Origin of the sequence: Stenotrophomonas sp. SY1, from assembly GCF_021202945.1 — a bacterium.
In the GTDB taxonomy this organism is placed as follows: Bacteria; Pseudomonadota; Gammaproteobacteria; order Xanthomonadales; family Xanthomonadaceae; genus Stenotrophomonas.
Map to the genome: position 1 here is coordinate 211,508 of NZ_JAJOYR010000002.1, position 19,015 is coordinate 230,522.

Annotated in this window: 13 protein-coding genes; 6 read left to right on the forward strand and 7 right to left on the reverse strand. The window is 65.7% G+C overall.

Annotation, left to right across the window (positions count from 1 at the left end; all coding sequences use genetic code 11):
- Positions 1-47 precede the first annotated feature (47 nt).
- The 4 genes from lepA to rpoE form a co-directional block, all read right to left on the reverse strand.
- On the reverse strand, positions 48-1,838 hold the full coding sequence (gene lepA / locus LR961_RS12510) for a translation elongation factor 4 (protein ID WP_232151141.1): 1,791 nt from the start codon (positions 1,836-1,838) through the stop codon (positions 48-50).
- Between the two features lie 158 nt (positions 1,839-1,996).
- Positions 1,997-3,541: a DegQ family serine endoprotease gene (locus LR961_RS12515; protein ID WP_232149675.1), complete on the reverse strand. Its 1,545-nt coding sequence runs from the start codon at positions 3,539-3,541 to the stop codon at positions 1,997-1,999.
- A gap of 124 nt (positions 3,542-3,665) precedes the next feature.
- Positions 3,666-4,565 (reverse strand): sigma-E factor negative regulatory protein, encoded by a 900-nt coding sequence (locus LR961_RS12520; RefSeq protein ID WP_232149676.1) that lies wholly within the window; start codon positions 4,563-4,565, stop codon positions 3,666-3,668.
- Positions 4,562-5,182: an RNA polymerase sigma factor RpoE gene (rpoE, locus tag LR961_RS12525; protein ID WP_232149677.1), complete on the reverse strand. Its 621-nt coding sequence runs from the start codon at positions 5,180-5,182 to the stop codon at positions 4,562-4,564. Before rpoE ends, LR961_RS12520 begins: the two co-directional genes overlap by 4 nt.
- 239 nt (positions 5,183-5,421) lie before the next feature.
- Here rpoE and LR961_RS12530 point away from each other — a divergent pair, with 239 nt between their 5' ends.
- Positions 5,422-7,485, forward strand: a complete 2,064-nt coding sequence (locus LR961_RS12530; RefSeq protein ID WP_232149678.1) for a 3-hydroxyacyl-CoA dehydrogenase NAD-binding domain-containing protein — start codon at positions 5,422-5,424, stop codon at positions 7,483-7,485.
- Between the two features lie 437 nt (positions 7,486-7,922).
- Here LR961_RS12530 and LR961_RS12535 read toward each other — a convergent pair whose 3' ends face one another.
- The 3 genes from LR961_RS12535 to LR961_RS12545 form a co-directional block, all read right to left on the reverse strand.
- Positions 7,923-8,906 carry a cation diffusion facilitator family transporter gene (locus LR961_RS12535; protein WP_232149679.1) on the reverse strand — a complete coding sequence of 328 codons (984 nt, stop codon included), beginning with the start codon at positions 8,904-8,906 and terminating at the stop codon, positions 7,923-7,925.
- Between the two features lie 114 nt (positions 8,907-9,020).
- Entirely contained in the window at positions 9,021-9,836 is an 816-nt protein-coding gene (dsbG, locus tag LR961_RS12540) for a thiol:disulfide interchange protein DsbG (protein WP_232149681.1), read from the reverse strand.
- Positions 9,837-9,862: 26 nt separating this feature from the next.
- Positions 9,863-10,660 (reverse strand): TlpA disulfide reductase family protein, encoded by a 798-nt coding sequence (locus LR961_RS12545; protein WP_232149682.1) that lies wholly within the window; start codon positions 10,658-10,660, stop codon positions 9,863-9,865.
- Positions 10,661-10,776: 116 nt separating this feature from the next.
- Between LR961_RS12545 and LR961_RS12550 the strand changes: the two genes are divergently transcribed.
- The 5 genes from LR961_RS12550 to LR961_RS12570 all read left to right on the forward strand — a co-directional run bounded on the left by LR961_RS12550 (position 10,777) and on the right by LR961_RS12570 (position 18,935).
- Entirely contained in the window at positions 10,777-12,207 is a 1,431-nt protein-coding gene (locus LR961_RS12550; RefSeq protein WP_232149685.1) for a GGDEF domain-containing protein, read from the forward strand.
- A gap of 288 nt (positions 12,208-12,495) precedes the next feature.
- On the forward strand, positions 12,496-13,839 hold the full coding sequence (locus tag LR961_RS12555) for an MFS transporter (protein WP_232149687.1): 1,344 nt from the start codon (positions 12,496-12,498) through the stop codon (positions 13,837-13,839).
- On the forward strand, positions 13,836-14,990 hold the full coding sequence (locus LR961_RS12560; RefSeq protein ID WP_232149689.1) for an ROK family protein: 1,155 nt from the start codon (positions 13,836-13,838) through the stop codon (positions 14,988-14,990). Before LR961_RS12555 ends, LR961_RS12560 begins: the two co-directional genes overlap by 4 nt.
- A 91-nt stretch (positions 14,991-15,081) precedes the next feature.
- Positions 15,082-17,592 carry a TonB-dependent receptor gene (locus LR961_RS12565; RefSeq protein WP_232149690.1) on the forward strand — a complete coding sequence of 837 codons (2,511 nt, stop codon included), beginning with the start codon at positions 15,082-15,084 and terminating at the stop codon, positions 17,590-17,592.
- A 233-nt stretch (positions 17,593-17,825) separates the two neighbouring features.
- Positions 17,826-18,935, forward strand: coding sequence for a metallophosphoesterase (locus LR961_RS12570; RefSeq protein WP_232151142.1), 1,110 nt, complete (start codon positions 17,826-17,828; stop codon positions 18,933-18,935).
- Positions 18,936-19,015 lie beyond the last annotated feature (80 nt).

Here is a 19,015-nt window from a genome sequence, read left to right on the forward strand (position 1 = left end):
GCGATGCCGCCTTTGATCAACCACCCATTCCGAATACCGCACCACTGTTACTTGTCCATCTGCAACACGGCCAGGAAGGCTTCCTGCGGAATTTCCACGCGGCCCACCTGCTTCATGCGCTTCTTGCCTTCCTTCTGCTTTTCCAACAGCTTCTTCTTGCGCGAAACGTCGCCACCATAGCACTTGGCCAACACGTTCTTGCGCATCGCCTTGACCGTGGTACGGGCGATGATCTGCGCGCCGATCGCGGCCTGGATGGCCACGTCGAACATCTGTCGGGGGATCAGATCCTTCATCTTTTCGCACAGCTCGCGGCCACGACGATCGGCGTGGCTGCGGTGGGCGATCAGCGACAGCGCATCGACCTTGTCGCCATTGATCAGCACGTCCAGACGCACGAACGGACCGGCCTCGAAACGCACGAAGTGGTATTCCAGCGAGGCATAGCCACGGCTGACCGACTTGAGCTTGTCGAAGAAATCCAACACCACTTCGGCCATCGGCAGTTCGTAGCTGATCTGCACCTGGCTGCCCATGTAGTTGATGCCGATCTGGCTGCCGCGCTTCTCTTCGCACAGCTTGATGATGCTGCCGATGTATTCCTCGGGGGTGAGGATGTTGGCGCGGATGATCGGCTCGCGGATTTCCTCGATCGCATTGATCGGCGGCAGCTTGGCCGGGTTGTCCATCATCACGATGGTCCCGTCGCTCTTGAGCACCTCGTAGATCACCGTCGGCGCGGTGCTGATCAGGTCGAGGTTGTACTCGCGCTCCAGGCGCTCCTGCACGATTTCCATGTGCAGCATGCCGAGGAAGCCGCAGCGGAAGCCGAAGCCCATCGCCTCGGAGCTTTCCGGCTCGAAACGCAGCGCGGCGTCGTTCAGGCGCAGCTTGTCCAGCGCTTCGCGCAGGTCCGGATAGTCCTCGGCATCGACCGGGAACAGGCCGGCGAACACGCGCGGCTGCATTTCCTGGAAGCCCGGCAGCGGCTCGGCGGCCGGGTCGGCCAGCAGGGTCAGCGTATCGCCGACCGGCGCACCGTGGACATCCTTGATGCTGGCGTTGATCCAGCCCACCTCACCGGCACGCAGGGAAGGCATTTCCTTGCGCTTGGGAGTGAACACGCCCACCTTGTCGACCAGATGCCAGCGGCCGGTGGACATGACCTGGATCTTGTCGCCGGCCTTGATCTCGCCCTGCATCACGCGCACCAGCGAGACCACGCCCAGGTAATTGTCGAACCAGGAATCGATGATCAGTGCCTGCAGCTTGTTGCTGCCACGGTCGGCCGGCGGCGGAATGCGGTGGACGATGGCTTCGAGCACCTCCTCCATGTTCAGGCCGGTCTTGGCGCTGACTGCCACCGCGTCGGAAGCGTCGATGCCGATCACGGCTTCGATCTCGGCCTTGGCACGGTCGATGTCGGCGGTCGGCAGGTCGATCTTGTTGAGGACCGGCACCACTTCCAGGCCCTGTTCAATGGCCGTGTAGCAGTTGGCCACCGACTGCGCCTCCACACCCTGGGCGGCGTCGACCACCAGCAGCGCGCCTTCGCAGGCGGCCAGCGAGCGGCTGACTTCATAGGAGAAGTCGACGTGGCCCGGGGTGTCGATGAAGTTCAGGAAGTAGGTCTGGCCGTTGCGGGCCGTGTATGGCACCGACACCGACTGCGACTTGATGGTGATGCCACGCTCGCGCTCGATCGGATTGTTGTCGAGCACCTGCGCCTCCATCTCGCGCGCGGTCAAACCGCCGCACAACTGGATGATGCGGTCGGCAAGCGTGGACTTGCCGTGGTCGACGTGGGCGATGATGGAAAAGTTGCGGATCATCCGCATTGAATCGTGTGACATAGGTGGCGGCGGCGCGCGGCGTCGTCAGGATAACGGGCCATTATCGCATGCCCGGCAGGGGGCCCGCACAGGGGGCCTGCCGGCGGCTGAACGAAAGGAGCCGCCCGAAGGCGGCTCCCGTTGGCATTGCTGCCCCGGCCAGCTTACTCGCCGGCACGGATCGCAACGAAGCTGCTGTTGCCGCCGGCACGGACCAGCAACATGACCACGTCGCCCTTCCTGTACCCGGACAACTCGCGGTTCAGTGCCGCGACGCTGCCCACCGGGCTGCGCCCGACCTGCAGCACCACCATGCCCGGCGCCAGCCGCGCCTCACGCGCGGCCTGGCTCTTCACCCCGGTGATGCGGACACCCTCGCCCGCTTCCAGGCCCAGCTGACGGCGTTCGGCAGCGGTCAGGTCGGCCACATCCAGGCCCAGCAGGGCATTGGCGCCCACCTGCGGCTTGCCTTCCTCGGCTGCGGCGCCGGCATTGCCCGGACGTGCCGCGTCTTCGGCCAGTTCAGTCAGGGTCACGGTGATCTCACGCGCCTTGCCGTCGCGCACGATGCCCATGCGCACCTTGCTGCCCGGCGGCATGGCGCCGATCATCGGCGGCAGTTCGCTGGCGTCGTTGATCTCGGTGCCGTTGACCGAGCGGATCACATCACCCACCTCGATACCGGCCTTGGCCGCCGAGCTGTCCGGCACCATCTGGTTGACCAGCGCACCCCGGCTGTCCGGCAGCTTCAGGCCCTCGGCGGCATCGCCGGTCAACGGCCCGACCATCACGCCCAACTGGCCACGGCTGACCTTGCCGGTCTTCTTGATCTGCTCAACCGCATTCATCGCCAGGTCGATCGGAATGGCGAAGCTGATGCCCATGTAGCCACCGGACGCGGAGAAGATCTGCGAGTTGATGCCGACCACCTCGCCGCGCGTATTCAGCAGCGGGCCACCGGAGTTGCCCTGGTTGATCGCCACGTCGGTCTGAATGAACGGCACATAGCGCTGTTCCTGCCCGCCGGTGCTGCGGCCCAGTGCGCTGACGATGCCCGCGGTGACCGAGTGCTCCAGACCGAACGGCGAACCGATCGCCACCACCCACTGGCCGGCCTTGAGCGTACTGGAATCACCCACACGCACGGTCGGCAGGTTCCTGCCTTCAATCTTCAGCAAGGCCACGTCGTACTGGGCATCGCTGCCGACCACCTTGGCGGTGAATTCGCGGCGATCACTGAGCTTGACCTTGACCGTCTCGGCACCATCGATGACGTGATGGTTGGTGAGCACATAACCATCATTGGAAATGATGAAGCCCGAGCCCATGCCACGTCCGCGCGGACCGCTTTCAGGCCCCTGCTGGCCCGGCCCCGGGAAGTCCGGACCGAAGAAGCGACGGAAGAACTCCGGCATCTCGTCCATGTTCGGGCCATTGCCCGCGCGCGGATTGCTGCGCGCGCCGATGACGGTTTCAACCTTGACCACGCCAGGACCCACCCGGTCCACGAGCTGGGTGAAGTCCGGCAACCCGCTGACCAGTTGCGGCGCCGGGGCAACCTGGCGTGCGGCGGCAACCTGCTCGGTGGGCGCGGTGGGCGCCTCGCTCTGGGCGCAGGCCACCAGCGGCAGGGTCATGGCCAGCAGGCCAAGCACCTTGGACGGGATCACCCGGGTCGAATTCGCGCTGTTCAAAGTACGGTGAGTCATCAGCATCGAGCCTCCGTTTCATCTGATATTGGTAGGTCGCCGTGCCCCAGCACGCCGGTGGCGGCATGCGACAGCGGCATGTCTGGAAGGCGCCAGCGCTGAGTTGCGGCCGGCGCCCGGGAAATCAACGGCGCAGCGGCTGCGCTTGCGGCTCGGCCGGTTCGGCGTCCTGCGCAGGCAGTCGCGGCTCGAACGGGTAGAACGTCGCCCCGCCCTGTTGCTGCGTCGGGAAGCTGGCGTTGAGCGCACCACCCTGGGACAGGGTTGAGCGCGGCCATGGCCGTGCCTGCAACGTGGCGGCAGCAGCGAACGGATCCTGCGCCTGTGCATTGGCATGGATGGCAGGCACCGGTGCGGCGGCGGCCAATGCCCGTTGTGGTTCGGTCACGCGGGCAACCGTGGCGCCACGGGCGGCCTGCTGGGTCCGGGTGGCACTGCCACGGCGTTGCGTGGCGTCCTGTCGGCGTGCGGCAGCCACCGCCACGGCCGGTGCCGCGGCAACCAGCCCGGCGGCTGCATCAGCAGCGGAGACCGCGCCGGCACCATCAGCTTCGGTCGCTCCGGCCGATACCGGGCTGACCTGCGCGGTGGTGGCGATGACGGTTTCAGGCAGGCTGCTTTCCGGAAGCTGCTCGCGGGCCATGAACAACGCCACCGCTGCAACCGAAGCCGCCAGCGCGGCACCGCCGCCCCAGCGTTTCCAGCCCCGGCGCGCGGCGCGCTGGGGCGTTTCGTTCAGTACCGGACCGTGCTGGGCCACATCGGCGGCGATGGCCTGGGACACCTTGAGGCTGAAATCCAGCGGCGCTGGCGCACAGGCACGACCACGCAGGGCATCACCGAGCAGTTGCCAACGCTCCTGGCAGGCGGACAGCTCGGCGTCACGCTCAAGCCGACGCAGCATGAAACGCGCTTCGTCAGCGGCCAACTCACCATCCACCAGCGCTGACAGCTGCTGGCGGTAATGAAGTTCAAATTTGTCGGGGCTATTGGTCATTTCCAGGGTACGGCCGTTGGTATTCATATGCGGCTCCGTTCACGGGTTGCACTGGCGGTATCCAGCAAGGGCCGCAGCTGCGCGTCGATGGCCTCGCGTGCACGGAATATCCGCGAACGCACCGTGCCGATCGGGCAACCCATCTTCTGTGCTATTTCCTCGTAACTCATGCCTTCCACCTCTCGCAACGTGATGGCCGAGCGCAGCTCTTCAGGCAACGCATCGACCGCCTTCATCACGGTCTGTTCCAGTTCCTGGCGCATCAACTCGCGCTCGGGCGTGTCGGTGTCGCGCAGACGGGTGCCGCTGTCGAACTGCTCGGCATCACCGATGTCGACATCGTCGGTCGGCGGGCGCCGGTTGTGTGCGGCCAGGTAGTTCTTTGCGGTATTCACTGCGATCCGATGCAACCAGGTATAGAACTGGGCGTCGCCACGGAAGTTCCCAATCGCGCGGTAAGCGCGGATGAAAGTGTCCTGGGCCACGTCCTGACATTCACTCCAGTCGGCGATGTAGCGCCCGATCAGCGCGACGATCCGGTGCTGGTACTTGCGCACCAGGACATCGAACGCCGCACTCTCGCCGCGCTGCACGCGCCGGACCAGTTCCAGATCCAGCTCCTGCGGTGTTTCAACCTCGGCCATAACGGGCCGCACTCCTGTCAGCCCAACCGACGTCGGGCAATGAGACCGCTGCTCGCGGAAAAAGTTCAGCCCCCTCGCCGGAGGGGGCCGCACCGGCTTTTAACTCCCGTTCGGCTAGGCTGTCGGGAAGCAGCGGCCGGCGCGAATGCATCACATACCCAAGCATTGGGATTTGACGCCGGGGAAACAACCTCTGGATCATAGCGATCTTCTCCATACACAACCGGATGGAACGTCCCATGCTTTCAGGCTTCGACGGGCTCCGCTTCAATCATTGGCACACCGAACTGCGTGAAGACGGCATCGCAGTGCTCAGCCTCGACCGCCAGGACAGCCCCGTCAATGCGATGTCGCAGGACGTGCTGCTGGAACTGGGCGACATCGTCGAACGCCTGGCCATCGACCCGCCCAAGGGCGTGGTGGTGCGCTCGACCAAGCCGGCCGGCTTCATCGCAGGCGCCGACCTGAAGGAGTTCCAGGAGTTCGACCGGCGCGGCACGGTCAATGACGCCATCCGGCGCGGCCAGACCGTCTACCAGAAGCTGTCCGAGCTGCCCTGCCCGACCGTGGCCGCCATCCACGGCCATTGCCTGGGCGGCGGCACCGAACTGGCGCTGGCCTGCCGCTACCGTGTGGCCTCCAACGATGCTTCCACCCGCATCGGCCTGCCGGAAACCCAGTTGGGCATCTTCCCGGGCTGGGGTGGCAGCGCGCGCCTGCCGCAGCTGGTGGGCGCCCCGGCGGCGATGGACATGATGCTGACCGGCCGCACCCTGTCAGCCTCGGCTGCGCGCGGTATCGGCCTGGTGGACAAGGTTGCCGCACCGGCGGTGCTGGTGGATGCGGCGGTATCACTGGCGCAGAGCGGTACGACCCGGCCGTTCAAGCAGCGCGCCACCGCCTGGGCGACCAACAGCTGGCTGGCTCGCAAGATCCTGGCCCCGCAGATGGCCAAGCAGGTCGCGCGCAAGGCCAAGAAGGACCAGTACCCGGCACCATATGCACTGATCAGCACCTGGGAACGTACCGGTGGCAGCAACATCCAGAAACGCCTGGATGCCGAGCGCCGGGCCGTGGTCAAGCTGGCCGGCAGCCCGACCGCACGCAATCTCATCCGCATCTTCTTCCTGACCGAGCGGCTCAAGGGCCTGGGCGGCAAGGACTCCGGCATCAAGCATGTGCATGTGGTCGGCGCCGGCGTGATGGGCGGTGATATCGCCGCATGGGCCGCCTACAAGGGCTTCACAGTGACCCTGCAGGACCGCGAGCAGCGCTTCATCGACCCGGCCATGACCCGCGCCCAGGCGCTGTTCGAGAAAAAGGTGAAGGACCCGGCCAAGCGCCCGGATGTAGTCGCACGACTGAAGGCCGACCTGGCCGGTGACGGCGTGGCGCAGGCCGACCTGGTGATCGAGGCCATCATCGAGAATCCGGAAGCCAAGCGTGCGCTGTACCAGTCGCTGGAGCCGAAGATGAAGGCCGATGCGCTGCTGACCACCAACACCTCCTCGATCCCGCTGGTCGAGTTGCGCGACCACATCCAGCGCCCGGCGCAGTTTGCCGGCCTGCACTACTTCAACCCGGTGGCGCAGATGCCGCTGGTGGAAATCATCCACCACGACGGCATGGCCCCGGAAACCGAAAAGCGCCTGGCCGCGTTCTGCAAGGCGCTGGGCAAGTTCCCGGTGCCGGTGGCCGGTACGCCGGGCTTCCTGGTCAACCGCGTGCTGTTCCCGTACATGCTGGAAGCTGCCACCGCGTATGCCGAAGGCATCCCCGGCCCGGTGATCGACAAGGCCGCGGTGAAGTTCGGCATGCCGATGGGCCCGATCGAGCTGCTCGATACGGTGGGGCTGGATGTCGCCGCCGGCGTGGGCAAGGAGCTGGCACCGTTCCTGGGCCTGCAGGTTCCCGCAGCGCTGGCTACGGTTGAACAGAACAAGCGTGGCAAGAAGGACGGCCAGGGCATCTACAAGTGGGAGAACGGCCGTGCGGTGAAGCCGGAAGTGGCCAAGGACTACCAGGCACCGTCGGACCTGGAAGACCGTCTGATCCTGCCGCTGCTCAACGAGGCCGTGGCCTGCCTGCACGATGGCGTGGTCGCCGATGCCGATCTGCTTGATGCCGGGGTGATCTTCGGCACCGGTTTTGCGCCGTTCCGTGGCGGCCCGATCCAGTACATCCGCTCGGCCGGGGCTGATGGGCTGGTTGAGAAGCTCAAGACCCTGCAGGCGCGTTATGGCGACCGCTTTGCACCGCGCCAGGGTTGGGACATGGCGGTGTTGCGTGAGCCGGTGATCTGAGTGCGTTGTTGATTGATTGATGGAATGAAAAACGGAGCCTTGTGGCTCCGTTTTTCATTTGGAAAGCGGCTGGGCGCTTTGCGCTCTCCCCTCACCCCAACCCCTCTCCCGCAGACGGGAGAGGGGCTGAAGCTGCATTTGCGGGCTGTGTTTCACGCCGCGAGAAATCGAGCCCCCCACTCGCGCGCGAGGAGCCAAGGCTGCAGTTGCAAGAGGCACTTCAGATTGCGAGATACAGAGCCCCTCTTCCGCAGGCGGGAGAGGGGCTGAAGCTGCAGTTACGAGTTGCTTCAAATTGCTGGATATCAAGCCCCTCTCCCGCTCGCGGGGCGATACGGACTTGCCAGCGAAGCTCCGGTTCGCAGCCCGTTGAACGCCTTTGCGCTGAAGCAAGGGCCGGGGCCCGGTGCGGGGGTGGGGTGGGGTGAGGGCGAACTTCAGCGATGCACGTGCCCGTGATGCCCCTGCCGGTCTGAACCGTGCGAATGCCCATCGTGATCGTGATCGTGATCGTCAGCAGCCTGCGGCTTCATATCCGCGCAGTCGTCACCGCAGTGATCCACTTCCACCTGCAATGTGACGTGATCGATTCCGAAACGCTCATGCAGCACATCAGCCAGCTTTCGACGCAGCACGTCCGGCTCCTGCCCCTCGTTCATCACCACATGCGCGGTCAGCGCCGGGGTGCTGGAGGCCAATGCCCAGACATGCAGATCGTGGATACCTGCAACACCGGCATGGCCGCGCAACGCTTGCTCCACATCACCCAGCACCACGCCCTTCGGCACGCCTTCGAGCAATACGTTGATCGCGTCGCGCAGCAACACCCACGTGCGCGGCAGCACCCACAGGCCGATCAACACCGCCAGGATCGGATCGACCAACGTCCAGCCGGTGAAATGGATGATCAGGCCGCCGGCAATCACCGCCACCGAGCCGAGCATGTCGCTCCACACTTCAAGGTAGGCGCCCTTGACGTTCAGGCTCTCGCCACTGCCGGCGCTGAGCAGGCGCATGGCGATCAGGTTGACCACCAGGCCGAACGCGGCCACCCACATCATGCCGGTGGACGCGATGTCCTGCGGCTGACGGAAACGCTCGGCGGCCTCCCACAGGATGTAGATGCCCACGCCGAACAGCAGCAGGCCGTTGGTCACCGCGCCCAGCGCTTCCAGGCGCGCGTAACCGTAGGTGCGCCTGGCATCGGGCGGACGTCGGCTCAGGCGCACGGCAGTCAGCGCGATCATCAGACCGAGTGCGTCGGTGGCCATGTGCGCCGCGTCGGACAGCAGCGCCAGGCTGTTGGTCCAGAAGGCGCCGATCACCTCCACGATCAGATAGGACGTGGTCAGCCCCAGTGCCCACCACAAGGGTTTCTCGTGGCGGATTTCGCTGGGAAGGTGATTGTGGTCGTGGCTCATGGACTGGCTCCGGAAGTGGCGGCCAGCTTAGTCAGCCCTGCGTGACGGAGACTATTACATCCGACGCCGGCGCCGACCGGCAGTTCATGCACGGCCGGCGCACGTTGCTGCGGCTCAGCGCGGCCCCAGCACCTTCGCCAGATCTTCGCCCTGCGGCATGCCCGAACGCATCTGCACGCTGCCATCGACATCCTTGAACAGGATGCCCGGCGTGCCCTGGAAGCCCAGCTCCAGCATCAGCAATTCGTTGGCGCGCAGCTTGGCCTGCACATCGGCCGGCACCGTCGGCAGCGGCTTGATGCCGCCCTTGGCGAAATTACGCTCGTTCTCCAGCAGCGCCTGTTCCGGCGAAGCCGCGCCGAGGATGGCGGCGGCCTTGTTGGCGCTGTCCTCGCGGATCACGCCCACCAGGATTTCGCGGATCTGCACCTTGCCCGATTCCACCCACGGCCGCGCCGCTTCCCAGAAATGGTTGCAGTAGGGGCAGTTCGGATCACTGAAGGCGTAGATGACGCGCGGCGCATCCGCCTTGCCGTCAGCCACCCAGTGACTGGCTTCCACCTTGCTCCAGGCCTGCGCACCCAACGGGGCCGATACCAGTTCCTTGAGTTTGGCCGCGCTCACGTCTTCGCCCTGCGCGTTGACCAGCGTACCAACCACCGCGTACTGACCGTCCTTGGACACATACACACCCAATGGCCGCTGGCCGGCAACGCCGGCATAACCGGTCAGGCCGACCGGGGTTTCAAACGTGCCCATGAACTCCACGCCCTGCGAGCGCAGCGTCTTGACCACGGCCGGCTCGTTGGCGGCAACCGGCTTCGCAGCAGGTGCAGCGGCTGGCTTGGCGGGTTCACCATCACGGGCGCAGGCCGTCGGCACCAGGGCCGCAGTGGCCAGCAGGAACAACATCGAACGGGAACGGATCATCATTTACCTCTTCAGAAAATCGAAATTCACTGCAACTGGCGCAGGCGTGTTTCCAGCGTCGCGCGCGACAACTCGCCCATGTGCAGGCTGTGCAGGCGGCCATCGGCGCCAAAGAACAAGGTGGTGGGCAGCGCGCGTGCGCCGGTCTGCTGCATGACCTTGGACTCCTCGTCGAGCAGCACGTTGTCCATCCGCAACTGCTCGGAAGCCAGATAGGCCGCCACTTCCTCGCTTGTTTCGCCCTGGTTGGCGAACACGAACTGCACCTGTGCGTGCTGCTTCTGCGCGGCGGCCAGCACCGGCATCTCGCGCCGGCATGGTCCGCACCAGGTAGCCCACAGATTCACCACCACCGGCTTGCCGGCGAACGCCGACAACGGTGCGGGCTGTCCCTGCAGGTCGGCCAGCACGGCATCGGGAAGCGGAATGGCCGAGCGCTGCATTGCGAACAATGTCATCCCGCCGATGGCCCAGAACGCCGCACCCGCCGCCAGCCCAAGCAGCACTGGCTTGCGCGGTGCCCAACGCCGTGTCTTCCACAGTGCATACGCCGCGGCGACCAGCAGCCCGGCGCTGACGGAGTAACCGCCATCGCCCAGGCGGATGATCGACAACGGCTGGGCCAGGTAGTCGCCTGCATGCCAGGCCACGTGGGCCAGCCGTGCGCCCAGCAGGCCGAGCAGGAAGGCATCCAGCACCACGGCACCGGCGCGGCTGCGGCGTTCTTCGGCCGCCGGTGCCAACAGCCGGGCAAATCCCCAGGCAACCCCCAACGCCAGCAATGCCACCAACGCCATCAACGGAAATGGGCCGGCGCTGATCATCGCCTCACGCCCGCACAGGTAATCTTCAACACTTCATTTCGCACTTGAACCCTCAATCAAACCCGGCCACTGCCGATAACTGTCAGTTGCCCTTCGGCAACCTGCCTATCCTACGCATGAATACCGCTCCTCTTGTTACCGATGCCGAAAGCGCGGCCCTTGTCGCCGACTGGCGGCACAGCCTCGCCAGTGCCGGTGCCCCGGCCTGCGCCGTACTGGCCGATATCGCCCAGCACCACGCCGCCGAACTGGCCGCACATTTCTACAAAGTCATGCTGAACGACACGCGAGCATCCCGCTCGCTGTCGCATGACCAGGTGCGCGTGCGCCTGCAGCCGGCGATGCAACGCTGGGTATCCGACCTGCTCAACGCCAACCCTGACAACGTGGAACAGTTGATCGCCAACCAGCGGGTGGTCGGTGACGTGCATGCGCGGATCGGCATCCCGGTGGATCTGGTCACGCGCGGCACCCGTGTTCTGAAACAGCGCATGTTCGCACTTATCGCCGAGCACGCCGGGCATGGCGAGGCAGCGCATGCGGCAATGACCAGCCTGACCGCGTCGTTCGACATCGCCCTGGAGGGCATGACGCTGGCCTATTCCAACGCGCGCGAGCGCTCTTCGCGCACCGATGCGGCCTACCGCCTGTTCTCGCTGGTACAGAACGTGAGCACCGAGCGCGAACGCCAGCGCGCATTGCTGCTGGACTGGGAAAACACCCTGCTTTACGCCCTGGCCAGCCAGGACGAAGTGGTGGGTGCGCAATCGCTGGCCCAATCCGAATTCGGACTGTGGTTCACCCACAAAGGCATTCCCAGCTTCGGCGAAAGCACCGAAACGCGGCAGATCAACAACCTGATCAGCGAGATCGACCAGCTGCTTCAGCACACCCTGCAACGCGGCAGCACGCCCCAGCAACGCGCCGCACAACTGCAGGATGTGCGGATGAAGGTGAGCCAGATCCGCAATCTGCTGGGCATGCTGTTCGAGCGCATCGGCGAACTGGATGCCGGTTCCGATGCCCTGACCAATCTGCTCAACCGCCGCTTCCTGCCCACGGTCCTGCGCCGTGAGATCGAACTGGCCGAGAAATCCAAGGGTAGTTTCGCGGTGCTGCTGCTGGACCTGGATCACTTCAAGGCCATCAATGACGAGTACGGCCACGAGGCCGGCGATCGCGCGCTGCAGCATGTGGCCGGCATCCTCAACCAGTTCACCCGTGGCAGTGACTACGTGTTCCGTTACGGTGGCGAGGAGTTCGTCGTGGTGCTGGTGGCGGTCGAAGAACAGCAGGCGCTGGTGATTGCCGAAGGCCTGTGCCGGCGCATTTCCGACTCCCCGGTACCGCTGGGTGACGATCATCGCCTGGACATCACCACCAGCATCGGCGTGGCGCTGTATGACGGCCACCCGGACTACGAGCGGGTGATGGCGCGTGCCGATGCCGCCATGTACCAGGCCAAGAAGCAGGGCCGCAACCGCGTCGTGCTCGGCAATGAAAGGCTGCCGGCCGCACCCGGCCGCGCCGCGTTGCAGCGCGGCTGACCGACGGGCAGTGCTGTCGGCACTGCCCGATGAACCGGCGGGCTGAACGGACAGGCTGAACCGTCCTCCGCACGCGGCTGTGGCGTTGCGACAGCCAACCGATCATCGATTCCGGCCAGCAATACGCTGGCCCGCACCGCGCATCGCCTGCGCTTCTGTACCCACAATTCATACGGACAGAAGCCGCCCGCCCGCGCCCCGCCGCCAACCCCACGGCTCGGCCCGCGACCGGCAAACCCATGCCCAGCAACGCCTGGCGTGAGACACGACCGGCGTCGCGCAGGAACCGTGCATCCGCTCGACATCGGCCGCAAACCTGCGTCAGTCATCTGTCACGCCGTGCGGGTACAAGGTTGCCGCCGCAGCCACCCCACTCGATCCACCGCGTTGAACATTCCGCTCCCATCACGGCATCTCTATGCCGCCGGCCACTTCGTCCGGACCCTTGCCTGGTCGTTCGTCGACCTGACGCTGGCGTACTACCTGCACACCCGGCTGGCAATGCCGGCACCGCGCATCGGCCAACTGCTGGCAGCTTCGTTCACCTACAGCAGCGTGCTCGATCTGCTGATGGCCGCGGCATTCGCCAGGGTTCGCGACCAGCACCGCCTGGCACTGCGGCTGCAGATGATCGGCGGGCTGGGCACCGCCGCCTGCGCCTGCCTGCTGTTCCTCCCGTTCCCGCCGGCAACACAGGAGCAGACCTACTGGCAGCTTCTGGGCTGCTCGCTGGCCTTCCGCACGTTCTACGCACTCTACGATGTCGCCCAGAACGCGCTCACCTCGCTGCTGCCGGAAGACGACGTCGACGCCGAACGTTACGTCGCCCTCCATGCAACGGCCATCCCCTGCGCGAAACTGTGCGTCGCCGCGGCCATGTTCGCCGTTATCGGAGAGCGCTCCGGGATGCGACACGCAGCAGAACTGTGGATCTGCATGGTGATCGCACTGCTGATCGTCCTGACCTGCATGCCATTGGCCTGCAACGTCGGCAGGCCCCCTCCCGTGCTGGCTACGCGGGCCGAACGCAGCGGCGTCCGTCGCGCGCCATTGCTGCCGTTGTTGCCGGTGCTGATGGCCACCGCCGTCGAGATCGTGCTCGTGGGAGTGCTCGCGCGCCTGTTCCCCTTTGCCAGCCACGGCGCTGCGCTCACCCTCGCGCTGGTCATCGGCATGCTTGCGGCACGGCCGGGCGTCGCCTGGTTGCAGCGTCGGCTGGGAAGCGAAGCACGCGTGATCCTGCTGTTGTCCGGGTCCGGAATCGTCGGCGCGGTCGCCCTTCTGGAGATTGCCTCGGCCCTGCCCGCGATCCTGTGCGCCACCCTCCACGGTTTCAGCCGCGCCGGCACGGGGGTGATCAAATGGCGCCGCACCGCACGGATCGCACGACTCCATGCATGCCGGAGCGGCCACCAGGTGGACCTGTCCTGTTTCGCGCTGCTCACCGGCACCATGAAGCTCGCCCTCGGACTCTCGTCATTGCTGGCGACGGCGCTGTTTCCAGGCGTACAGGTCCACGCCCCCGCCACCGTTGCCCTGGTCGTCGTGATGCTGATCGTCGGCAGCATCCTCTCCACCGTCCTGCTCACGCTGCCGTACCGGCAGCGCGCACCTATCGGAATGCCTCCTTGAGCCTTCATCCGGCCCCCCTTCCCCGCCACCGTCCATCGATCCGGCTGGATACGGACCACAAGCGCATCGTGGGGCTGCTGCGAACGATGGGGAGCGCACCGCGTATCGCCATCGCCCATCAGCTGGACATGCACAACGGTGCATTGACCCGTCTGACCCGGGAGCTGCTGATGCTGGGCGTGGTCGAAGAGCGTGCGCCCACGGCCGACGGACAACGCGGCCGGCCTTTGGTGCCATTGGCACTGGCCGGCGGCGCGGGTTACGCCGCCGGTGCAACCGTTCATCCCGGTTGGCTGGAGATCGCGCTGGTGGACTTTGCCGGCCATGTCCTCGCCCGCGACACGACCGCCTTCGACAGCCCCGACCCGGAAGACTTCGTCCGGGTGCTGGACCAGCGCCTGCATGCGCTGACCCATCGGCCCGCGCTGCTCCACTCGCGCTTCCTCGGCCTGGGCGTGGCCGTTCCTGGCCCAGTGGTAGCCTCCAGCCCCGCGCAGCGGCACGTCGTGAACTGGCTGCACGGATGGCGGGCGATCGACAACCACCACTTCTTCAATGATCGCTTCAGCTTCCCGGTCTGGGTCGAGAATGACGCCACGCTGGCGGCGCTGGCCGAGTACCACGACAGCGGCCTGATCCGCGACTGCGCATCGGCGCTGTTGCTGTTCATTGGACACGGCGTTGGGGGCGGAGTGATCCATCGGCGCAGCGTGTTGCGCGGGGAGTTCAACAATGCCGGCGATATCGGCAGATTGTTCCCGCTGGACGCTCCCCGCCCTTCCGGATTGGATCTGCTCGCCACGCTGCGTGCAGCCGGAGCGGACATCCGCACGTTGTTCGAGCTCGAGCGGCACCTGGACGAGCACATCGACATCGTCGATGTGTGGGCCGCGCGCGCCGGCCAGCAACTCGGTGTTGCCGCCAAAGCCGGCACGGCGTGGCTCGATCCGGGTGCGGTCATCCTTTCGGGCCCACTGCCGCTGCGTGTACTCGACGCCGTGGGCGCACAACTGGCACAGCGCAGCCATTGGAGCAGCACGCTGGACCTGCCGCAGCCACGCCTGCATGTCTCGCGCCTGGCCGGTTCGGCGGTGTCGATCGGCGCCGCGTTGCTCCCGATCCACCGGCTCAGCGCCGACGATGCGACCTGAGTATTTATTTCCGAAGAAGCAAACAAATCCGTCATCGATCAAACCTACCGTGCTGCGGTCTTCCTCACCGCCCCACAAGGCCGTTCCCTCGATGAAACCTTCCCTCCTGATGTCAGCGATCAGCCTGGCATTGATCACCCTGCACGGTACCGTCCTGGCCCAATCCTCTCCTGCTGCCCAGGACACCGGAACCGGTCAACCCGAAAGCACGGCCGCCACGCTGGATGCCGTGGTCGTCACCGGTGCCGCGCGTACCCAGCGACGCTTCGACGCCTCCTATGCCGTGAACGCACTCAGTCGCGAGGACATCCAGAAGCTCGCACCGAAGAACTACGCCGAGCTGCTCGGCGGCGTGCCCGGCATCCATGTGGAGGCCACCGGCGGCGAGGTGATGAACATCACCCGCCTGCGCGGCATCCCCACCGACCGCGGCTACATCACGTTCCAGCAGGATGGCCTCCCGCTCTACCACGAGCTGGAAGGCAACTTCTTCAATTCCGGCGACGGCATGAACCGCCTCGACGTGATGAATCAACGCGTGGAAGTGGTGCGCGGGGGCCCGGCACCGATCTACGCCAGCGGCAGCGCCGCCATCGTCAACAACATCCTGGCCGAAGGAAGCGAGCAGACCCACGGCAAGGCCCAGATCACCGTGGGCGACACCGGGCTGTACCGCAGCGAGCTCTACCAGTCCGGTGCCTTGGACAAGGACACCTTCTACGCGATCGGCGGATTCGTGCGCGAGCATGATGGCTACCGCGACAACGGCTTCCCGAATGACAAGGGCGGCCAGATCCGCGCGAACATCAAACACTTCATCGACGACACCCAGTGGTTCAAGGTCAGCGCCACCTACGTCGATGACCACAACACGTTCTACCTGCCCATTCCGGTGGCCGACCCCCGCGATTCCAATGTCTCGCTCGATCCCTACATCGACTACTTCACCGGCACCCTCAATACCCCGTCGCTGCGCAGCGTGGACCTGAAGTACCTGGACAGTGCCGGCGCCGTGCAGAGCATGAACCGTGATCTTGCCGATGGCCGCCACATGCGTTTCGGCAACATTGGCTTCCAGTACGAGAACAGCGCCGGCGACTGGGTCGTCTCACTCAAGTCCGGCTACACCAAGGGCAGCAATACGTTCGACGCCCTGTACTCGACCACCAACCCCAGCGACGCCACCACCTTCGCCAACGGCTACCTCTCGGCGGCCCGCAACGCATTCGGCGCAGAGGTGGCGCGCATCGGCTACGCCATCGCCGGCAGCAATGGCAGTGTGCCGTACGATCCTTCCACCGAATCCGGGCTGGTGATGTCCGGCCAGTACCGCGCGGCGGATTCGGATTTCTATTCCGGCCAGGCCGACCTGGGTGCGGCCCGCCTGTTCGAAACCGCCCTGGGAACGCACGACGTCAATGTCGGCGTCTATACCTCGTTCTATGGCAGCACCTCGTTCAACGTGTACCAGGACATGCTGCTGCAGGTCCACGACCAGCCCCAGCTGCTGGACCTGGTGGCCTATGACGCCAATGGCAACCCGCTGGGGTACGTCACCGACAACGGCATCCTGCGCAGCGCCACCACACTCAACCGCGGCGAAGTCGATGCCCGCATGTTCGCGGTCTACGCCAACGACACCTGGTCGGTGACCGAACGGCTGAAACTCGATGCCGGCATCCGCCACGAGCGCTACCGCTACGAGGGCTACGCCGAGCAGACCACGCAGGCCAACATGGGGGATGCGAGTACCCTGGCCGACGACGCAACCCGGAGCTTCACCGGCACCGTCCAGCATCACACGCTGGACCCGCACGCGACCAACTGGACACTCGGGGCCAACTACGACCTCAGCTCCACCGTGGGTGCGTACGCACGCATCTCGCACATGGAAGTGGTGCCGAACTCGTCGGTGGCACGCAGCATCGACGCCACCATCGTGACCACCAAGCTGGACCAGTACGAGCTGGGACTGAAGGCCGCCTTTGGCCGCTCCTATCTCTACCTGACGGCGTTCTACACCAAGTTCGATCCGCTCAATGCCTCCTTCACTGCCTACAACCCCAGCACCGGCCGCAACGACCAGTCGGTCCCGTTCATCGGCACCGCCGTATCCAAGGGCGTGGAGGTGGACGGCATGTTCCACGCTAGCGACTGGTTCAGCGTGTCCGGCGCAATCACCGTCAGCGACCCGCAATACAAGGATCTGCAGAACGACTCCGGTGCCGACCCCTCCGCGGTGAACGGCATGCAGATCGTTCGCGAGCCCAAGCTGTACGGCAACCTGCGCCCAAGCTTCAGCTACGCCCGTGGCCAGGACCAGTTTGAAACGTGGCTGCGCTACGACTTCGTGGGCAAGTCCTATGTCGATCTGTTCAACCAGACCGCATTGCCGGCCTACCAGACCCTGGGCATGGGAGTGTCGTGGAAACGCGGCGCCTGGGGCGTGCAACTGGTCGGCGACAACCTGACCAACGAGAAGGGACTGACCGAAGGCAACACCCGCACCGACATCCTGGACGGACAAGGCACGGCGGAGGCGATCTACGGGCGGCCCCTGTTCGGCCGCAATTTCCGCCTGACGATCAGCAGGAGCTGGTGATACGCCGCTACCTGCCGGGATGCGGCATCACGCCGCCGGCAGGGAATGTGCGTCCTTCGCCGGCCACCGCCAAGGACCGCATCCGTGCGGCCTTGGCGATGCGGCGGTTCCCCCCCCCCGGCCCAGCGCCAGGTTGCGGTGGCTGAGGCCGACCATCGGCACATGCCGTACGACATGACGACGGCATAAGCTCGGGCGCGATGTCCTCCGCATCCGTCACCCGCTCCCTGCCGATGTCCCTGCTCCGTACCGCCATCCTGCTCCTGTGCCTGTTCCCGATGATCGCGGCGGCCGCCGAACCGGTGCTGCCTGCCGAACACGTCGATGCCGATGGGCCCTACGTGTTCCGCAGCGGCAAGCGGCTGCAGGCGCACTGGATCTGCGATGACCACGTGGTCTCGCGCACGCTGCGGCAACGCACCAGCGGCGAGCGGCTGCCACCGCAGTGCGGCTACCCTCATCCCCTGCGCCTGACCGCACCGGCCGCTTCGGCGGCTGCCGTACTGCCCGCGGTGCCACGCATCGTGGCGGTCTCCGACATTCATGGCCAATACGGCCTGCTGGTCCGCCTGCTGCGCGCACACCATGTGATTGATGCGCAGGACCGCTGGTCGCTGGGCCGCGACACGCTGGTGATCGCCGGCGATGTGTTCGACCGTGGCCCGCAGGTGACCGAAGCCTTCTGGCTTCTTTACAGCCTGCAGCAGCAGGCCGCCGACGCTGGCGGCGCGGTGCATTTCGTCCTTGGCAACCACGAAACGATGGTGCTTTACGACGACCTGCGTTACGTCAATCCCAAGTACCTGCGCAGTGCCCAGCTGTTGGGCCGCAGCTACCCCGACCTGTACGGTGCCGATTCGGTGATCGGCCAATGGCTGCGTACCCGGCCGGTCCTGCTGCGCATCGGCGACACCCTGTTCCTGCACGGCGGCATCTCGCCCGAAGCCGTTCCGCTGGCACTGGCGCCGGCGGCCACCAATGCGGCGTACCAGGCATCACTGGGCCGCCCCAAGGCAGAGGTCAAGGCCGACCCGGCAACCGCACCGCTGTACGACGGCAAGACCAGCCCGATCTGGTACCGCGGCTATTTCGATGGCCGGTTGGACACCCCTGCCGTGCAGGCACTGCTCGACCAGCTCGGCCTGCGCCGGATCGTGGTCGGCCACACCTCGATGCCGCATGTCAGCAGCTTCCACGACGGGCGCGTGATCGCCATCGACAGCAGCATCAAAGAAGGCCAGAGCGGGGAGCTGCTGTTCATCGAAGACGGCCAGCTCAGCCGTGGCCTGCTCGACGGCTCCCGGGTTCCGCTGGCCGCAGGTGTCATCGACGCAGCGGACTGAATCCGCTGCCGCAAGCGTCGCAATTTGCGACAGCACCCCGGACCGGCACCCGGGGGACTGCCGCCACTTATCACCCTTCC